General features: G+C 37.6%; 15 protein-coding genes. 10 read left to right on the top strand and 5 right to left on the bottom strand.

Annotated elements, in window-relative coordinates:
• Nucleotides 1-4: 4 nt before the first annotated feature.
• Nucleotides 5-1,117, bottom strand: a complete 1,113-nt coding sequence (locus tag GD441_RS09655) for a CdaR family transcriptional regulator (RefSeq protein WP_153126120.1) — start codon at nt 1,115-1,117, stop codon at nt 5-7.
• Nucleotides 1,118-1,246: 129 nt separating this feature from the next.
• On the opposite strand from GD441_RS09655, the gene GD441_RS09660 reads away from it, so the two are divergent.
• Entirely contained in the window at nt 1,247-2,602 is a 1,356-nt protein-coding gene (locus GD441_RS09660; RefSeq protein ID WP_153126122.1) for a TrkH family potassium uptake protein, read from the top strand.
• Between the two features lie 64 nt (nt 2,603-2,666).
• On the opposite strand, the gene GD441_RS09665 is transcribed toward GD441_RS09660, so the two are convergent.
• Nucleotides 2,667-3,017 carry a DUF3905 domain-containing protein gene (locus tag GD441_RS09665; protein ID WP_153126124.1) on the bottom strand — a complete coding sequence of 117 codons (351 nt, stop codon included), beginning with the start codon at nt 3,015-3,017 and terminating at the stop codon, nt 2,667-2,669.
• Between the two features lie 275 nt (nt 3,018-3,292).
• Between GD441_RS09665 and GD441_RS16995 the strand changes: the two genes are divergently transcribed.
• Both GD441_RS16995 and GD441_RS09670 read left to right on the top strand, forming a co-directional pair.
• Nucleotides 3,293-3,451, top strand: coding sequence for a hypothetical protein (locus GD441_RS16995; protein WP_191992140.1), 159 nt, complete (start codon nt 3,293-3,295; stop codon nt 3,449-3,451).
• Nucleotides 3,451-3,609 (top strand): hypothetical protein, encoded by a 159-nt coding sequence (locus tag GD441_RS09670; RefSeq protein ID WP_153126126.1) that lies wholly within the window; start codon nt 3,451-3,453, stop codon nt 3,607-3,609. The genes GD441_RS16995 and GD441_RS09670 overlap by 1 nt, the downstream gene beginning before the upstream one ends.
• Before the next feature lie 70 nt (nt 3,610-3,679).
• Here the strand turns inward: GD441_RS09670 and GD441_RS09675 are convergent, their stop codons facing one another.
• Together GD441_RS09675 and GD441_RS09680 are read right to left on the bottom strand one after the other, a co-directional pair.
• Complete coding sequence (locus GD441_RS09675; RefSeq protein WP_153126128.1) at nt 3,680-5,434, bottom strand: B12-binding domain-containing radical SAM protein; 1,755 nt, start codon at nt 5,432-5,434, stop codon at nt 3,680-3,682.
• 140 nt (nt 5,435-5,574) lie between these two features.
• Nucleotides 5,575-7,251, bottom strand: coding sequence for an L-lactate permease (locus tag GD441_RS09680; RefSeq protein WP_153126130.1), 1,677 nt, complete (start codon nt 7,249-7,251; stop codon nt 5,575-5,577).
• A gap of 420 nt (nt 7,252-7,671) precedes the next feature.
• Here GD441_RS09680 and GD441_RS09685 point away from each other — a divergent pair, with 420 nt between their 5' ends.
• From GD441_RS09685 to GD441_RS09700, 4 genes are all read left to right on the top strand, one after another.
• Nucleotides 7,672-8,391, top strand: coding sequence for a FadR/GntR family transcriptional regulator (locus GD441_RS09685; RefSeq protein WP_153126272.1), 720 nt, complete (start codon nt 7,672-7,674; stop codon nt 8,389-8,391).
• Between the two features lie 173 nt (nt 8,392-8,564).
• Complete coding sequence (locus GD441_RS09690) at nt 8,565-9,281, top strand: (Fe-S)-binding protein (RefSeq protein ID WP_153126132.1); 717 nt, start codon at nt 8,565-8,567, stop codon at nt 9,279-9,281.
• A gap of 37 nt (nt 9,282-9,318) precedes the next feature.
• Complete coding sequence (locus GD441_RS09695) at nt 9,319-10,746, top strand: LutB/LldF family L-lactate oxidation iron-sulfur protein (protein ID WP_153126134.1); 1,428 nt, start codon at nt 9,319-9,321, stop codon at nt 10,744-10,746.
• A complete protein-coding gene (locus tag GD441_RS09700) occupies nt 10,743-11,465 on the top strand; it encodes a LutC/YkgG family protein (protein WP_225434195.1) in 723 nt (240 codons plus the stop codon). The genes GD441_RS09695 and GD441_RS09700 overlap by 4 nt, the downstream gene beginning before the upstream one ends.
• 301 nt (nt 11,466-11,766) lie before the next feature.
• On the opposite strand, the gene GD441_RS09705 is transcribed toward GD441_RS09700, so the two are convergent.
• Nucleotides 11,767-12,825 carry an acyltransferase family protein gene (locus GD441_RS09705; protein ID WP_153126138.1) on the bottom strand — a complete coding sequence of 353 codons (1,059 nt, stop codon included), beginning with the start codon at nt 12,823-12,825 and terminating at the stop codon, nt 11,767-11,769.
• Nucleotides 12,826-13,257: 432 nt separating this feature from the next.
• On the opposite strand from GD441_RS09705, the gene GD441_RS09710 reads away from it, so the two are divergent.
• The 3 genes from GD441_RS09710 to GD441_RS09720 all read left to right on the top strand — a co-directional run bounded on the left by GD441_RS09710 (nt 13,258) and on the right by GD441_RS09720 (nt 18,917).
• Nucleotides 13,258-14,271, top strand: coding sequence for a 2-oxoacid:acceptor oxidoreductase family protein (locus tag GD441_RS09710; RefSeq protein ID WP_153126140.1), 1,014 nt, complete (start codon nt 13,258-13,260; stop codon nt 14,269-14,271).
• Nucleotides 14,271-16,565, top strand: a complete 2,295-nt coding sequence (locus tag GD441_RS09715) for a thiamine pyrophosphate-dependent enzyme (RefSeq protein WP_153126142.1) — start codon at nt 14,271-14,273, stop codon at nt 16,563-16,565. Before GD441_RS09710 ends, GD441_RS09715 begins: the two co-directional genes overlap by 1 nt.
• 177 nt (nt 16,566-16,742) lie before the next feature.
• Nucleotides 16,743-18,917: a PAS domain S-box protein gene (locus GD441_RS09720; protein ID WP_153126144.1), complete on the top strand. Its 2,175-nt coding sequence runs from the start codon at nt 16,743-16,745 to the stop codon at nt 18,915-18,917.
• Nucleotides 18,918-18,947 lie beyond the last annotated feature (30 nt).

Below are 18,947 nucleotides of genomic sequence, written 5' to 3' on the forward strand. Positions count from 1 at the left end.
TCTCCTATTTATTTGTATGTTCATCTAAAAAAATAAGCGCTAAGTATAAGGTTACTAAATCGTTAATGCCCCTAGGGTTTAAACCACTTATTTCTTCGATTTTTTTTAAGCGGTAGTGGAGTGTGTTGATATGAATGTGGAGGCGATCCGCTGTTTTTTTTAGCGATAAATTGTGCTGAAACAAGGCTCGTATTGTTTGAATGAGCTCTTGGTCTTTCATAAGCTCCGTAATGGTTCTATCGATAAATTCCTTTTTTGTCTCTGTACGGATGTCATCGAATAGCATTTCTAGTGTTAATTCATCATCAAATGAAATGCCTTTATTTCTCCTTGCAACTTTTAAAGCTCTTTCTGCCTGATCGTATGATTTTTTTAAAAGGTGTGGAGGGACCTTTTGACCAATGCCGATGGAAACGGTCATATTAAATTTACTGCTCATCATTTTTTTAAAGGAGTCAAGGCGAGCTCGCAGACGTCTTTTACTCTCTGATTTTTTTGTTCCCATTAAAAATAAAATGCGATCATTTCCCCAACGAACGATTAAGTCATCCATAAAATCTTCATTCCAGCTTAAGATCGTTTGCCAAATATGACGATCCAAATTTCTGTTATCTTCAATATGGGCAAGGGCTGCCTGACGCCCAATCGTTAAATCGATCCCAAGCAAACTAGATCGGTCAAGAAAGGTTTTATTCCATTCTCTTTGTTGAATCCAATCAAACACAAAAGTTTCTATGGCACGGTATTGCCATTCTACGCGCTCCGATAAATAACTTTCTTGAATTAATAGCTCTGTCATTTTCTTTAGTAGCTCACCATATGGGGAAACCTTTTCAGGTGCTCCAGTTATGCCAATCACACCTACAACATCTTGGTTAAAGAATATTGGAAGGTTTATACCTGCTTTTACTCCTTCCATTGTTTTTTCGTCTTCACTGGCTATCACAAGTTTTTCTTTTTGTTGAGAAACGATATAAGCTCCTTCATGGAAATGTCCAATTCTTGAGGGATCAGTACTTGCCATTATCATCCCACTATTATCTACAACGATTATATCCTCATCTAAAAGTTTTCTGACTTCAGATACAATTTTGTTGGCTAAATCGGGTAGAAGCATAGGCTGCCTCCTAAATATGTATTTTCTATCAATATTTATTATAAAGCCCGGGACAGACATGGACAAACTGATCTCTATTCTTTAAAATAAGGTAGATTTACTGTTAGAGAATGGAAAGGAATTTTTGTTATGATGAATCAATGGAAGGAAATCATGAATACGTTAACCCCTGCAAGGATTATCGTGATTTATTATTTCCTGGCTGTCACACTGTCTACAATTTTATTAAAAATGCCAGTAGCTTTAAAGCCAGGTGTTGAATTACCCTGGTTGGATGCGCTTTTTATTGCAGTAAGTGCTGTAAGTGTGACGGGCTTAACCGTTATAGATGTTTCACAAACTTTCAGTATCCCTGGAATTTTTATTTTGATGTTTGTCCTTCAACTTGGCGGCATAGGCATCATGACGCTAGGAACTTTTTTGTGGCTGATCTTTGGGAAAAAAATTGGTTTTAAAGAGCGCAGGCTTATTATGATGGATCAAAATCAGCCGACCTTTTCAGGGTTAGTGGATTTACTACGTCAAATCTTAATCATTATTTTTGTTATTGAGTTATCAGGAGCCATCATTTTAGGAACTTATTTTTTAAAATACTTTCCAACTTGGCAAGAGGCTTTCCTTCATGGGTTGTTTAGCTCTGTAAGTGCAACGACCAACGGAGGCTTTGATATTACTGGAGCATCTTTAAAGCCGTATGCAAATGATTACTTTATCCAATTCATTCATATGATTTTAATTATACTTGGGGCTATAGGGTTCCCAGTACTCATTGAAGTTAAAAGGTTTATTTTTGATAAGGCAAAAATGAACCATTTTCGTTTTTCCTTGTTTACGAAGCTAACGACCCTTACTTTCTTATTTCTAATCGTTGGGGGTACTATAGCCATCTTGATCTTAGAAAGACAACATTTTTTTTCAGATAAAGAATGGCATCAAAGTTTCTTTTACGCACTGTTTCAATCTGTTTCTACGCGAAGCGGCGGTTTGGCAACCATGAATGTCGATGAATTTACTTCTCCGACCCTTCTGCTGTTAAGCGCGCTCATGTTTATAGGAGCGTCCCCAAGTTCTGTGGGTGGAGGAATAAGAACAACTACCTTTGCCCTCAATCTGTTGTTCTTATATCATTTTGCAAAAGGAACGAATTCGATCAAGATTTTTAAAAGGGAGATTCATGATGAAGATATCCATAAATCATTAGCTGTATCCATGATGGGAATCTTTATTTGTTTTAGTGCTGTGATGATTTTAAGCTTGACGGAGAACTTTACATTATTAGAAATCATCTTTGAGGTTTGTTCAGCTTTTGGAACGACTGGATTGTCAATGGGGATTACTTCAGAGTTATCAAGCTTTGGCAAATGGGTTATCATTGTATTGATGTTTATTGGTAGAGTAGGGATCATATCGTTTCTATTTATGATTGGTGGTAAAGAAAAACGAGTAAATTATAATTATCCGAAAGAAAGAATTATTATTGGATAAAAAAAAACGCCCCTTTGCGGGCGATTTTTTATTTAGACTTGGATTAATCATAGTATGACATCAGTTAATCCACATCTCTGCTTACATCCTTTGTTGGATGCATGCTTGGATAACCAAAAGGGGCTCTTTGGTTTTCTAACAGCTCTCTGTTTTCTTGGGTATTCCAGCCGATATCATTTGTTGGATGGATCCATTCGTCGCCAGCCATTATTTCAGGATCGGTTTCCACTGACCAATTCTCAAGCGGCGAATTTTCCGATCTGTACTTGCTATCTCCAATAATCACACCATAAGAATTTTCAAAAGGTGGCTGCATTTTAATGCCTGTCCCCTCAAAACTTGGTGCATTCATTTGATGAGGCATCGTTTCATGAATAAAAGGGGATTCTTTTTGGACTTTTTTTCTTTTTTTCATAGGGTACCTCCACACACGTTAGTAAATAAAACGACCGTGTTTGAATGAATTCGGCTCATTTTTATGATTATTTAACTTGTTACGTTTAGAATGGCCTAAAAGAAAAAATCTATCCTTCTTTACGGAGAACAATAGTTTGTCTACAGTTAGTCATGAAAATTACATTAGTTATGTTCATTTGTTGACGTTTACATACCATTTAAAATTTGTGTGAATAATATCCCCGATTCTTAACTCAATCTAATAGTAAGTCATAAATAAAAGGAGGGTGTGCAATGAAAAGAAAGGTAAGTTTTGACGGGGCAGAAAAGGCTTCTAAAACGCCAAAGAAAAATCAGGCTGAAGCTGAATTTTCTTCTGAATTTGCGGCAGGTGAAGAGCCGATGAAGGGCGCAAACCGTAATTCCAAGCAGGGAAGAAAGGGAAGGTCATAATGAAAGAGAAATTCATCCGAAAACGTATTCAAGACCGTGATGTATTATCTACTATTCGTGAAGAGTTTGGAACTGAACTAATCGGGGACTATAATGCAGTAAAAATGTATGAAGTTGTTCAAAACGCGAATCATTCAAAGACAGATCATAAAAAATAATTCCTAGAATTTAAAGAATAGGATGAATGAAAAAAAAGACTGCCAATTCCAATCGGCAGTCTTCAAACTTTTATATCAAATCTTTTTTCTTAGCTGAGAAAATTTTTGTCCCTGCACCAGTTGGATCAAAATAGGCTAACATAACAGACGGTTCCAAGACAAAATCGCCTTTATTTATATATTGAGATAGATCAAGAGAGGTTTCTTCTAGCATCGTATGCTTATATAAATCTTTTTCATTTAGCTTTAAATCAGAGAATTCTTTTCCAAAAAGGAAAGGTTTTTCTAGAATAGCACGATAAATCGCTGAACGTTCTGCTTTCTCATAGCTGTGCTCCCACCAAGGTTTACGAGGTTTATATTTCTGGTTGGAAAAATAGTCATACTTCATTAAATCAAAAACAATGTCAAATTTGTCAAAATCACTTTCCTGTAAGAATTGATACAATCTCCTGAATAAATCCTCCAGCTGGTGTCCAATTCTAGACCAGCCTTTCTTCTCCCAGAAGGAACCGAAATCCTGAAAGAAATCAAATGGTGTTGGGAAGCCTTTTGTTGTTAAAAATTCAATGGTGTGATCCATTCGATGATCATTCCAATATTTTTCCAACACATCTTCCACTTGCTTAATTCGAATAATATCATCAAAGGATAATACATCATTCCCTAAAATTTCGTATGGTGCATGGTCAGCATAAATATAGTCATGCTCCTTTGCTCTGAGACGTAATCCCGTACCTCGAAGCATTTTCAAAAATCCAAGCTGAAGCTCTTCAGGACGGAGGGCAAAAACGTCGTTAAATGTCTTTTTGAAGGATGAATAATCTTCTTTAGGAAGACCAGCTATTAAATCGAGATGCTGGGCAATTTTTCCTCCTTCTTTAACGAGAGTTACAGTTCTAGTAAGCTTCTCGAAGTTTTGCTTTCTCATGACCAGTTCATTTGTATAGTCGTTTGTGGATTGGACCCCAATTTCAAAACGGAACAACCCAGGTGGAGCCTCTTTATTTAAAAACTCAATGACCTCCGGACGCATGATATCGGCCGTAATCTCGAATTGAAAAACTGTTCCAGGGACGTGCTCATCGATTAAAAATTGGAACATGTCCATGGCATAGCTTCTGCTGATATTGAAAGTCCGGTCGACAAATTTTATCGTTTTCGCACCGTTTTTCATCAAAAAGCGAATATCTTCCTTAATTTTTTCACGGTCAAAATATCTGACACCCACTTCAATAGAAGAAAGACAAAACTGACAGCTGAATGGACAGCCGCGGCTTGTCTCAATATAAATGACTCGTTTGGAAAGATGAGGAAGGTCTTCTTCAAATTGATAGGGTGTTGGGATCGTTTTTAAATCGAGTTTATCTCGTTGTGGTTGGAAAACCATTTTTCCATCTTTACGATAGGCAATTCCATTCACGTTTTGAATCTCGTCATTCCCTTTAATAACAGTGAGTAGATGTTTAAACGTTGCTTCACCTTCCCCAATGACGATATAGTCGACTTCTGGCAAGCGTTCCATCCAGTGGTCGAAATCGTAAGTGACCTCAGGACCTCCCAAAACGATCATCAACTCAGGTTTGATTTTTTTCAGCATTTTTACGACCTTAATGGTTTCTTCTATGTTCCAAATATAACAGCTGAAACCGATAACGTCCGGCTTTTTCGCATATAGATCACTGACAATGTTCATGACAGGGTCTTTTATTGTATATTCTGCCAGCTCCACGTCAAATTCAGGAGCTGCATAAGCTTTCAGATAACGGATTGAAAGACTGGTATGAATGTATTTTGCATTTAGGGTAGCAGCAATAATTTTCATGCCGTTCGATTATTTCTCCTCTCTAGCAGGCCATAACAGCCCAAAATTCCTAACATATTATTTTACCATAGTTTAGCCATTTGGAAAGATTGATAAAAGTAAAAACTCCAGGCAAATATGCCCGGAGTTTTTTAAACTTTTTATGGGATCATCCAAGATAAAACGTTGCTTTGTAGGAATGTCATGATACCGATGATTGTGACTAAGAATAAGCTGTGTTTTACAGTGAAGCGGAATAAGTCTGATTCTTTACCAGCCAATCCAACTGCTGCACAAGCTACTGCAATAGATTGAGGAGAAATCATTTTACCAGTAACTCCACCTGATGAGTTCGCTGCAACAGCAAGGATCGGATCCATGCCCACAGATGTTGCTGTAATTTTTTGCAGGTTACCGAACAATAGGTTAGCAGATGTATCAGATCCTGTAATGAATACTCCAAGCCATCCTAGGAATGGTGAGAAGAATGGGAATAGTGCACCCGTTTTAGCAAGTGTCATTCCTAGCGTTGTACTCATTCCTGACGCATTTGTTACATACGCAAATGCTACAACTGAAGCGATCGTAATAATAGGGAACTTTAACTCATTGATTGTTTCACCGAAAGTAATGAACCAATCTTTAAAAGAAATATTGACGATAAACTTCGTGATCAACGCAGCAATTAAAATCGCTGTTCCTGCGGCTGCTAATAATTCAAGCTTATAGACTGCTGGAATTGGTTGACCTTGTCCATTTAAAATTAAATTGTTCAATCCAGGAACTTCTGGTACAAAAGTCAAAGAATGTCCGATAGAATTGACTGCCTTTAAGATCGCGTTAGTACCTTCATAATGTCCTTGCAGAGCAAGCTTGATTTGTGGAATTCCCCAAAGTGAGATAGTCGCTGTAAGTACAAGGAATGGTGACCAAGCTTTGAAAATTTGCCCGCCAGTGTAAGTTTTTGGAGCAGACTCAGCAGTAGCTGCAGCCTCACTTTCAGATGCAAAGCGGTAAATGTTTTTTGGTTTCCAGAATTTTAAGAAAATCGCTAATGCAAATAAAGAAACAAGAGCTGATAAAATGTCTGGAAGCTCAGGTCCTAAGAAGTTAGAGCTTAGATATTGTGTAAGTGCGAAAGATACACCAGATACTAAAATCGCTGGCATAACTTCCATCGTTCTTTTCCATCCAGCCATAATGATGATCAAATAAAACGGAATAAATACGGATAAAAACGGTAATTGGCGACCAACCATCTTAGAAATTTCCATCGCTGGAATCCCGGTAGGACCTTCTACGGCAATGATCGGAATACCGATTGCACCGAAAGCAACTGGTGCAGTGTTTGCAATTAAGCAAAGCCCAGCCGCGTATAAAGGATTAAATCCTAAACCTACTAAAAGGGCAGCGGAAATTGCTACCGGAGCACCGAAGCCTGCTGCTCCTTCCAAAAATGCACCAAAAGAAAACGCAACCAACAATGCCTGTAATCGACGGTCTTCTGTAATAGAAAGAACGGAATTACGAATAATATCAAATTGGCCAGTCTTAACGGTCAGTTTGTACAAGAAAACAGATGTAATGATAATCCATCCGATCGGCAAGATTCCATAAACAGCACCTTGTGAAGCTGACATGATTGCTTTGCCTGCTGGCATACCGTAGGCAAAGATGGCAACAAGCAGTGCCACTAGCAAAGTTGTTAAGCCCGCAACATAACCTTTCATTCGCTTGACTGCTAATGCCCAAAAGAAATAAAGAATTGGGATTAGTGCTACTAAAGCGGATACATAAAGGTTATCCATGACTGGTGTGAAATTTTGTGTCCAAGTCATTCAATACATCCCCTTTTACTATGAAATATCCATACCCTCTTGTTATACAGAAGTCAGCAATCAAGTAAGCCCTTACATTTCCGTGCAAAAAGAAAAGATTGGGTCATATGATGACTCGACCTCTGTATTTCGTTTTTCATTATAGGTTGGCAGTTTAGAAAAATGCAAGAATATTTTTTATAAAAAAACAAATTTTTGTAAACTTTGAATTTTTTAATCTTCGATACCTCATGCAGAAAGTAAAATAAATTAATTATTATAATCTAGTTATGGCAAAATAGTTTTGTAAAAAGTGAATTTTTTTTTACAAATAGGGTTGTTTTGTAGAATCTATTTATTTCATAATAGGGAATGGGGATGTAATCGTTTACATAATTAGGGGGCTGTTAGAGAAAAACATAGGGGTGTATTTTAATGGGGATTGAATATAAACGAATCAAGCCTAGAAAAATATATGAGGAAGTTGCAGAAATTCTTCATGGGATGATTAAAAGAGGAGAATTAAAACCGGGCGATAAATTAGATTCTGTTCAACAGTTAGCTGAAAATTTTCAAGTAGGCAGATCAGCGATTCGAGAAGCGCTAAGTGCTTTAAGAGCCATGGGATTAGTAGAAATGCGCCAAGGAGAAGGAACCTTCATAAAGCAGTTTGATCCTGAAAGTAATACTTTATCTCTTTCATCGGCAATACTGATGAATCAAACCGATATTATTCATCTACTTGAAGTTAGAAAAATCCTAGAAGTTGGTTCAGTCCGATCCGCTGCCAGAAATCGAACGGATGAAGATATTATGGAATTGACCGCTACGCTCGAGAAAATGAGAAAATCTTTTGGTGATGAAAAAGCAGGAGAGAAGGCAGATATACTTTTTCATTTGGGTATTGCCAAAGCCTCTAAAAATCCTTTGCTCATTAGATTAATGAATAACGTCTCTGACATAATGGCAGAAAGTATGAGAGAGCTGAGAAGAATTTGGCTTTATTCAAAAGAAACGACTGTTGAGAGATTGTATATCCATCATGAACAGATTTTACAAGCGATTATTGACCAGGATGAAGAGAAGGCTCAGGAATTGATGTATGCGCATTTAGAGGTAATGGAAAAAAATCTTGCTGACTATTACAATGATTCGAAATAGACGCCAAATAGATAAATATGATTTTATTCAAAAAAATGTTGTAATATTGAAACCGTTTTATTAACCTATTAATGGAATATTTTTAATTTAATAGAGTTGGTAAAATCGAAGTTAGGTCATCTGATGACCTGTCATGATTTTATCTAATGTTACTTTAGGGAGGATTTTTTGACATGAAGGTTACCCTCTTTGCAACTTGCTTAGTTGATATGTTTCAGACAGGGGTAGGAAAGGCAACAGTTGAGCTATTGGAACGTTTGGGATGTGAAATAGAATTTCCGGAATCACAAGTTTGCTGTGGACAGCCTGCATACAATAGTGGATACGTAAATGAATCGAAAGAAGCGATGAAAAAAATGATCGAAACTTTCGAAAATGCAGAGTATGTAGTCTCTCCATCTGGTTCATGCGCAACGATGTTTAAGGAATATCCTCATATCTTTAAAGGGGAAGGCGAATGGGAAGAGCGGGCAAAGAAGCTTGCTGACAAAACGTACGAACTGACTCAATTTATCGTAGAGGTATTAAAGATCGAAGATGTGGGGGCACGTCTTGAAGGGAAAGCAACTTATCACACATCTTGCCATATGACTCGTTTGCTAGGTGTGAAGGATGCACCAATGATTCTTCTGAAAAATGTAAAAGGATTAGAATTTACTCCGCTTCCAAACGCTCATAATTGCTGTGGATTCGGTGGAACATTCTCAGTTAAAATGGGTCAAATATCCGAGCAAATGGTTGACGAAAAGGTAGCACACATTGAGGAAACGGGTGCACATTATTTAATAGGTGCAGATGCGGGCTGCCTTATGAATATTGGCGGACGGATTGAGAGAAAAGGACGTCCGGTCAAAGTAATGCATATTGCTGAAGTGTTAAACAGCCGTTGATTAAATAGCAATGCTAGCGTAAAAGGAGTTGAATAATATGGCAATGAAAACAAGTTCCAAAACATTCAAGGAACGTGTAGATCATGGAATCGACAATCAGTTCATGCGAGCGGCTGTTTCTAGTGCCCAAGAAAGACTACATGGTAGAAGATTAGCTGCCGCTGAAGAGCTTGGGAATTGGGAAGAGTGGCGTTCTCATTCAGAGGAGATCCGTCAGCATGTTCTTGAAAACCTGGATTATTACTTATATCAATTGAGTGAAAATGTTGCCAAACGTGGTGGACATGTGTTTTTTGCTGAAACAGCGGAAGAAGCGACACAATATATTAAAGCGGTGGCAGAAAAGAAACAAGCGAAAAAAATTGTTAAATCGAAGTCCATGGTTACAGAAGAAATCAACATGAATGCTGTTTTGGAAAGTATTGGTTGTGAGGTCATTGAAACGGATCTTGGAGAGTATATTCTTCAAGTAGACGACCATGATCCTCCATCTCATATTGTTGCACCGGCTCTTCATAAGAATAAAGAACAGGTCCGTGAAGTATTTGCTAAGAAATTAGGGTATAAACGGACTTCAAAGCCAGAAGAATTAACAGCCCACGTTCGTGGTATCCTTCGTAAGGACTTTTTGACAGCAGACATCGGGATTACAGGCTGTAACTTTGCTATTGCTGAGACAGGCTCCGTTAGCTTAGTAACAAATGAAGGAAACGGACGTCTTGTAACGACGATTCCAAAAACGCAAATCACAGTTATGGGTATGGAGCGTATCGTTCCAACTCACGAGGAGTTTGAAGTGCTTGTTGGAATGCTTACGAGAAGTGCAGTTGGACAAAGGTTAACAAGCTATATTTCAGCAGTTACAGGTCCTAGAGGTGCTGGTGAAGCAGATGGACCAGAAGAATTCCATCTTGTGATTGTTGACAACGGTCGTTCAAAAATACTAGGCACTGAATTCCAATCTGTACTGCAATGTATTCGCTGTGCTGCTTGTGTGAATGTATGTCCGGTATATAGACATATCGGTGGTCACTCTTACGGTTCGATATATTCAGGACCAATTGGAGCTGTTTTATCTCCATTGCTTGGTGGATATGATGACTATAAGGAACTGCCTTATGCATCTACACTTTGTGCAGCTTGCTCTGAAGCTTGTCCGGTCAAAATACCGCTTCATGAGCTTTTGCACAAGCATCGTCAAGTCATTGTGGAAAGAGAAGGTCGTGCACCAATTTCTGAAAAGCTTGCTATGAAAGCATTCGGATTAGGTGCGGCTTCTCCAGGGCTTTATAAGCTTGGATCAAAAATTGCTCCTTCCGCAATGAGTCCATTTACAACTGGTTCCAAAATTTCAAAAGGTCCTGGACCTTTGAAGGCTTGGACAGAAATTCGTGAATTCCCTGCTCCAAACAAAGAACGCTTCCGGGATTGGTTCAAGAATCGTGAAAAGGGAGGGAATAAATAATGAGCGGAACCATTCAAAATCGCGAGCAATTTTTAGCAAAAGTAGCAGGGCGCTTAGGTCGAAGTTCAATACTTTCTAGTGCGCCGAAACGTGAATATAATTACCAGCCGCAGCATAAGACATTGGCTGGTAAAACAATGGATGAATTGGTGGAAATATTCAAGGAACATTGTGAGCGAATTCATACCGACTACTATCAAACGACTACATCCGGTTTACAAGACACTTTAAAGGCAGCTATAAATAAATTTGGCGGCGGTCCCGTCATGATCACAAAGGACCATCGATTTGATGATTTCGGCTTGCGGGGTTTGCTATCAGAGGAATTGCCTGCAAACGGATGCAAAGTATTTGAATGGAATCCTGAATTAGGCGATCAAAATATTTCGTTAGCTGAAAAATCAAATGTCGGAATTACTTTCAGCGAAATTACGCTAGCCGAATCAGCCACTGTTGTATTATTTGCAAGTCCAGAAAAAGGTCGTTCTGTAAGCTTGCTCCCTACAACTTATATTGCAATCATTCCGAAGAGCTCGATCGTTCCAAGAATGACGCAAGCAGCGCAATTTATCCGTGAAGCCGTAAAAAATGGAGAAGCAGTTCCATCAAGCATAAATTTCGTAACAGGGCCAAGTAACTCAGCGGACATCGAGATGAATTTGGTCGTTGGTGTACATGGACCAATTAAAGCAGCTTATATTGTAGTAGAAGATCAATAAAGGTTTAACTAATGAAAGAGCCGATTTCTAATGGAAAGTCGGCTCATTTTATATTGAATGTCTGGATTTTATTTGATAAGTTGAAAAAAAGAGGGGAGTATGGATGTATTTAGGGGATCTAATTTATCAGTTTATCATGTTTGCTATTCTAATTTCCATCATTATAGCAATCGTCGTGATTATTAAAGGGTTCTTTTTTTCACGAAAAGGTTAAAGAGAATTGAGGATAGTTTGGAAGAAATATATATGGATCGCAAAAAATGAAGCATCTGCCACATCGGCAGATGCTTCATTTTTTGTGTTAATAGCTTTGGCTGCTTTTTCGATTGCGGTTACCGCGAATGGAGTCCATATACAAGGAAATGTTTCGCAGAAGCATTTTTAATTGGCTTGTTCTTAGCTCGATGATTGGCTGGGCGAGTGATGTGATCAATTGGCTTGATAAAAAGATTGTTAATAGCAAGGAGATCCCTGCAAGCATAATAAAGTTTTCGATGTCTGTGAAATAGTTTTTCAAAGGACTTTCTCTAAACGTACGGACAAAGAATCCATGGAGCAAGTACACGTAAAGAGTTTGTTTGCCCCATTTCGTAAAGAAATACTGACCTTTTGGAACAAAAGCCAAAAAGCTAAAAACCATGATAAGGCTTAAGACATAGAAGCCTAAGCGGGTAAACATGGCAATATAGGAACCACTTTCAAGCTCTGAATAAGGCTTTGAGCCTAGAAGCCATTTATAATTAATTTCTGGGAATTGCAGGAACCAAAAAAATACGGTGGCTATCGTAATGAAAGCGATCGAACGAGCCTTTATATTGGTTAGTTTTTGAATGTGCTCTTTTTTCATATGGTATCCAATTAAGAACATCGGAAAGAAAACGAATGTTCTAGAAAGACTAAGATAATTTGATACAAAATCCACATAACCAATTAATAGTGCAATGGTTAAAGAAATACTAATGCCTATCCAAGGTTTCCATTTTGAGAAACCGAGCAGCATGATATTCCAGAAAAATAAACTAACCAAGAACCATAATGACCAATGAGGAGTTAATGGATCAATGGTGAGTGAATTTTTCTGGTATAAGAAAAAATAAAAAACTGAATAGACCAATTGGAAAATTAAATAAGGTAGAATCAGTTTCTTTGCTATTTTTGTTATATATCCTTTTTCATAGATTCCTTTTGCGAAAAAACCGGATACAAAAATAAACGCCGGCATGTGGAAGGAATAAATGGTTTTATATACCGCATAAATCGTTTCGTTATCACTGATAAATTCCCTTAGCAAATGACCAAATACAACGAAAAATATAAGAAAAAATTTTGCATTATCAAAGAAGTAATCTCGTTGCCTCATAATCGTATTGCCTCCAACCTTTCTTTAATAAAAGAACGTCGACAGCATTCATGACTCATAGAATCAAGTTTAAAACGCAGACTGTATCATCATACATATTTTTTTGAAAAAATCAAGCCTACAAGATGTTGTTATAATACAAAATCAAATCTGTTATATAATATTGTATACGCTTTCATATGCAGTATATTAAGGTTTTGTTCATAAAAATAATTGTGTATCATAAAATATTTGTAAATGTTTGATATTTATCACAGCATTTCATAAGCGTTTTTCATAGAATGTTTCTAAGAGAGATTTTTCCGTAAGTTTAATAGAGATAGTGTTCATGTTTTTAAATAGGAGTCAAATGGTGCATCAAGATAGACAGAAGATCCTGCTTAAGAACATCTGTCTTCGTAAGGAGGACATAAGTAAAAAGGAGGGGATATGATGTCAGTTTTACCGAAAAAAAATGATCTCGGTTTTTTTGAGATACGACTTGAGTCTATTGGTGGATTAGGTGCAAACTTAGCAGGGAAAATGCTTGCAGAAGCAGGTGTACTGGGATTAGGATTAAACGGTTCGAACTTTTCATCCTATGGGTCGGAAAAGAAGGGATCTCCTGTAAAATCTTTTATTCGTTTCTGTGACCCGGATGTAGAAATACGCGACCATAGTCCAATTGAAGAGCCACATGTAATTGGGGTTTTTCACGAAGCGTTATACAAAATGGTAGATGTAGTTAGCGGTCTAAAGCCGGACAGCATTGTATTAGTAAATTCCACAAGGGATTTTGATGAAATTAAAGAAGACTTGAAAATTGAATATGGCACATTAGCTATTGTAGATGCACTTGGAATTGCGGTTGAAGAAAAAACGAAGGTGAATACAGCGATGCTTGGAGCGTTGTTTAAAATCTGTGATTTCTTAGATCCAGATTCTATGCGCTCAGTCATTAGAAAAACGTTTGAAAAGAAGTATCCTCATCTCGTTGAGCCTAATATCCGCACATTTGACCGAGGGTATAATGAAGTCACCTTCAAAACATACGAAACTCCTCAAGGTGCAAAAGGGAAACAATTCAAAGTACCATTACCACAATTAGGCTATAAAACCCAGGAAATTGGTGGGGTTATAACAGCTCAAGCTAACAGCATTTTGAAAGACTTAAGCGGTTCACGCCAAGGTTTTCTTCCGAAATTTGATAGTGAAAAATGTATCCATTGCGCGTCTTGTGATACAGTTTGTCCAGATTTTTGCTTTGTTTGGGAAGAAGGAGAAGATAAAAAGGGTCGTAAAAATATGTTCCTTAAAGGAATTGACTATCAATACTGCAAAGGTTGCTTAAAATGCGTTGAAGCGTGCCCTACAAGCGCCCTTACAGATCTTCGTGAAGAAATGGGCTATGCGGAAGCAAACACAGTGAAGCATACCTTTCCTTATGTAACAGGAGGTGCATTGTAATGGCACTATTAGAAAGAGATTTGAAAGAAACAGGTGTAGCAGAGCAAGTTACAACCTTTGAATCTGGTAATGAAATGGCGGCAATGGCGGCAGCCCAAATCAATTATCATATAATGGGATATTTTCCAATCACACCATCAACAGAAGTGGCACAATTTTTAGATCAGATGAAAGCAAGAGGCGAGCATGATATTCAATTGATTGCGGCTGATGGGGAGCACGGATCCGCTGGTATATGCTATGGTGCTGCTGTCACTGGAGCCCGTGTTTTCAACGCAACAAGTGCAAATGGACTTATGTATATGCTTGAGCAATTGCCAGTCCAATCAGGAACCCGTTTCCCTATGGTCATGAACCTTGTTACTCGCTCTATTTCAGGTCCGCTTGATATTCGTGGGGATCATTCAGATCTTTATTTTGCCTTAAATGCTGGTTGGGTTATTTTAACAGCTCGCACACCACAAGCCGTATATGATATGAACATTATGGCTCTTAAGATTTCCGAGCATTCAAAGGTTCGCCTGCCAGTCATCGTGGCGTATGACGGTTTCTTTACATCTCATCAAAAAAGAAAAGTTCAATATTTCAAGGATCGAAAAGTGGTTCAAGATTTTGTAGGAGAGTGTCCAACCGATTACAATTTCGCACGTGATCCTAAAAAACCTGTAACGATTGGTGCCCACATGAACGGGGAAGATTTATTGAACAATCATTTTCAGCAATCTGAGGCGATGTACGCAGCACATGATGTTTTTCAAGAAATAGCAGATGAATACGAAAAAATTTCTGGACGCAAATATGAAGTCTTGGATTTATATAAAATGGAAGATGCTGAAGTTGCATTATTCCTTTTAAATTCTGCTGCAGAAACGGCAAAAGATGTGGTCGATCAGCTCCGTGAAAAAGGCATAAAAGTAGGTGTGATCAGCCCGAATATTCTTCGTCCGTTCCCAGCTAAAGAAATACAGAAAGCTTTAAAAAATGTAAAAGCCCTACTCGTTGGAGAAAGAGCTGATTCTTATGGTGGTCACGGTCCAAATTTAACGCATGAGGTAAAATCAGCACTTCAAGAGGATCCTTATAACTCTACAGTTGTTTTAAGCCGTGTTTTTGGTCTTGGTGGTAAAGATTTTTATCCTCAAGATGCCCACGCATTTTTCCAAATGGCAATCGAGACAATGGAAAAAGGATATGCAGAAAAACCGTTTGATTATTATGGTCATACACCTGGGAACCCAGAAAATGTGTTAAAGCCAGTGATTGAGCCAATGCATGGAGATGTGTATAAATCCGGACTGATTTCGGTTACTCCAGATGAAGCTACTGGTAAGCTGAAGGTGAAGATTCCTCCCCTACGTGCGTTAACTTCCAAGCCAAAGCGTTTGGCAAGTGGTCACGGAGCTTGTCCGGGATGCGGAATTTTTGCTGGACTTGAACTGTTTTTTAAAGGGATTGAAGGAGATATCGTAGTATTATTCCAAACAGGCTGTGCCTATGTGGTAACTACTGCATACCCGTATACTTCTCATAAACAGACAATGATTCATAACTTATTCCAAAACGGAGCTGCTACTTTGTCTGGGACAGCTGAAGCCTTTTTTGAATTAAAGCGCCGGGGAGAAATCAATGTTTCTGATGATGTAACGTTTGTTATGATCACCGGAGACGGTGGTATGGATATCGGCATGGGATCAGCAATTGGTACAGCACTAAGAAATCATAAGTTAATTATCCTTGAATATGATAATGAAGGATATATGAATACAGGCTCTCAAATGAGTTATTCAACCCCTCTAGGTCATATGACAAGCACAACGAATGTCGGTCGTTCACAAGCAGGAAAAGCATTCCACCATAAGGATACTGCCCAAATAATGGCGTCAACGAATATTCCTTACGTCTTTACAGGAACGGAAGCTTTCCCTCAAGATCTGATCAAGAAAGCTGCGAAAGCACAATGGTACGCTCAAAATATGGGTACCGTTTACGGAAAAATCTTGATTACTTGCCCATTAAACTGGAAATCTGAAGACCGTTTTGGGACTACGATCATGGAAGCTGCGGTTAATTCGTGCTTCTTCCCTCTTTATGAGGTTGAGCAGGGCCAAACAACCATCACATACGATCCTGAAGCGAAGAATAAACGTATTCCTCTTACTGAATGGCTTTCTTACATGGGCAAAACAAAGCATCTTCTCAAACCAGAAAATAAACATTTATTACAGGGATTTGAAGAAGAAGTAGAGCGTAGATGGCAGCGATTAAAAGCAAAGCATGAAAATCCATATCTTTAGGCACATCAAAAGTTCCTCAACTTTATATATTATAAGAAAAAACAGGGAAAAAGACTGCGATCTTTTTTCCTGTTTTTTTTATTTTTTTACATTTTTTTAAAGTTAGAGAGTTTGGAAATAGGATTTTGCAATTTTTTGTAGAATTTATGTTGAGGAGGATTTGGGGGTGCTAATAGGATGTATTCGAGCAAAATAGAACATAACCATAATGAATCTCATAAAAATATTTCCGATTTAAAAAGCGGATATAATCTCTATAAAAGATTATTAGATGACTCAAAGAATGGGTTTATTACTACAGATATGAAGAAAAATATTGTAAATGTGAACAAGGCAGCTGAAACGTTGCTTCAATGTCCAAAAGATCGATTGATTGGGATCAATTTGAAAAGCTTTTTAGAAATGGTCCCAGAACAAATATTACAATACCAGGATGAACAATTGTATCTTAATCATCAATTTAAAGATGAATGGCTTCTACTTTTAGAAGACGGTTCAGTCAAACACGTGGAATTCTTGGCTTTGTTAATGGAAGATCATATAGTTTATAAGATTTTTGATATTACTGTCCAAAAACAGGTGGAAAGAGAAAGAAATATTTCTTCTCATATGTTTAAGGATGTTTTCCAAAAGGCTGTCGATGGAATTGTTATCTATGATCAAACCGGTGCGATCGTTGATGCAAATCCGGCTTTTATTCATATTGTTAATCTTTCGAAAGAGGAATTATTAAAAAAATATATTCATGATTTTGTAGATAATAGTTCCATTGAAGAATGGCAGAAGGAATGGATGAATTTGATAGAAACGGGAACATCCGAAGGATCGGTCGTTTTTAATATTGCGGAAAACCAGCTTTTCTTGGACTTTACCACAAGCTCCAATGTATATAATGGGCATTTTATGTCCATTTTTCGGGATGTTACAGAAAAAAGGCTTATTGAGCAAAAATTAAATAAAAGTGAGGAGCTTTTTTCTGTTTTGTTTGAAAAAGCAATTGACGGGATCGTTATAACTGACCAAAAGGGAATGATTCTTAATGTAAACAAGGCGGCTTGTAAAATTTTTGAATCTGATAAGAAAAGCTTAATCGGAAGCAATATTACCCAATATGTGATGAAAAAAGATCGTAGATTTTATAAAATGAATCTTACCTTTAAAGAAAAAGGGGAGATACGAGACGAGCTATTCTTTCTTATGCCAAATGGTCAGAAAAAGCTATTAGAGTTTACATCGAAAGCCTTACAAAAGGATCATCTAACTTTAACGATTTATCGGAATGTAAGTGAACGCTGGCAAATGGAAATGAAGCTTAGAAAAAGCGAAAATAAATTTCGTAAAATTTTTGAAGGCTCAATGGATGGACTTATTTTATGGAAGGACAATTGCATTCATAATATTAATAATGCTGGTGCGAAGATATTAGAGATCGATAAAGAAAAGATTCTTTCTATGGAATTAAGCCGAATGCTAAAGCTTGTACCGGAAAATAAAAAAGAAATCGATAAGTACATTTATAAGCTGAAAAATTCACAAAGTTTAAACGCTGTGATCCCTATTATATTTAAAGATGGTAAAACAAAGCATATTGAATTTTCTACTAAAATGAATCTAGTATCTGGAATGAATCTAACTGTATTTAAGGACGTTACCGAAAAGCTAGAAATGCAGGAACAACTCCGGAAGTCAGACACACTAAATGTGGTGGGTGAGTTGGCTGCGGGCATTGCTCATGAGATCCGGAATCCAATGACTGCTCTAAAAGGATTTATCCAGTTATTACAAGGTAGTGTAAAGGAAGATTTTTCTACTTATTTTAGTGTGATTAATTCAGAACTAAAAAGAATTGAGTCAATTATTACCGAGTTTCTGATTTTAGCAAAGCCTCAAGCCACTCAATTTTTGGAGAAGGATATTAATTTAATTGTCCAAGAAACGATCGAGTTGCTGCGCGCACAAGCACTTTTGCAAAATGTAATCATTACACCGATTTATCACAAGCAAATGGTCATCTTTTGTGAGGCCAATCAGTTGAAGCAAGTGTTTATCAATATTATGAAAAATGCTTTGGAGGCTATGCCAACAGGGGGGAAAATCTGTATTGAGACAGATACCTGGAAGGATGAGTATGTAAAAATTTCGATTTCGGATGAAGGAATGGGCATCCCCGAGGAAAAAATAAAAAAGCTTGGTGAACCGTTTTACACAACCAAGGAGAGGGGAACAGGCTTAGGTCTAATGGTAAGCTATAAAATAATAGAAGAACATCATGGCTGGATTGAAGTAGAAAGCTCTTTGGGAGAAGGAACGACCTTCCATGTGTATTTGCCTTTCAAACCAGATTCTTTATGATAATGATATGGTGAAAAAGGAGGTCAAATT

Source organism: Peribacillus tepidiphilus (assembly GCF_009466385.1).
In the GTDB taxonomy this organism is placed as follows: Bacteria; Bacillota; Bacilli; order Bacillales; family DSM-1321; genus Bacillus_BN; species Bacillus_BN tepidiphilus.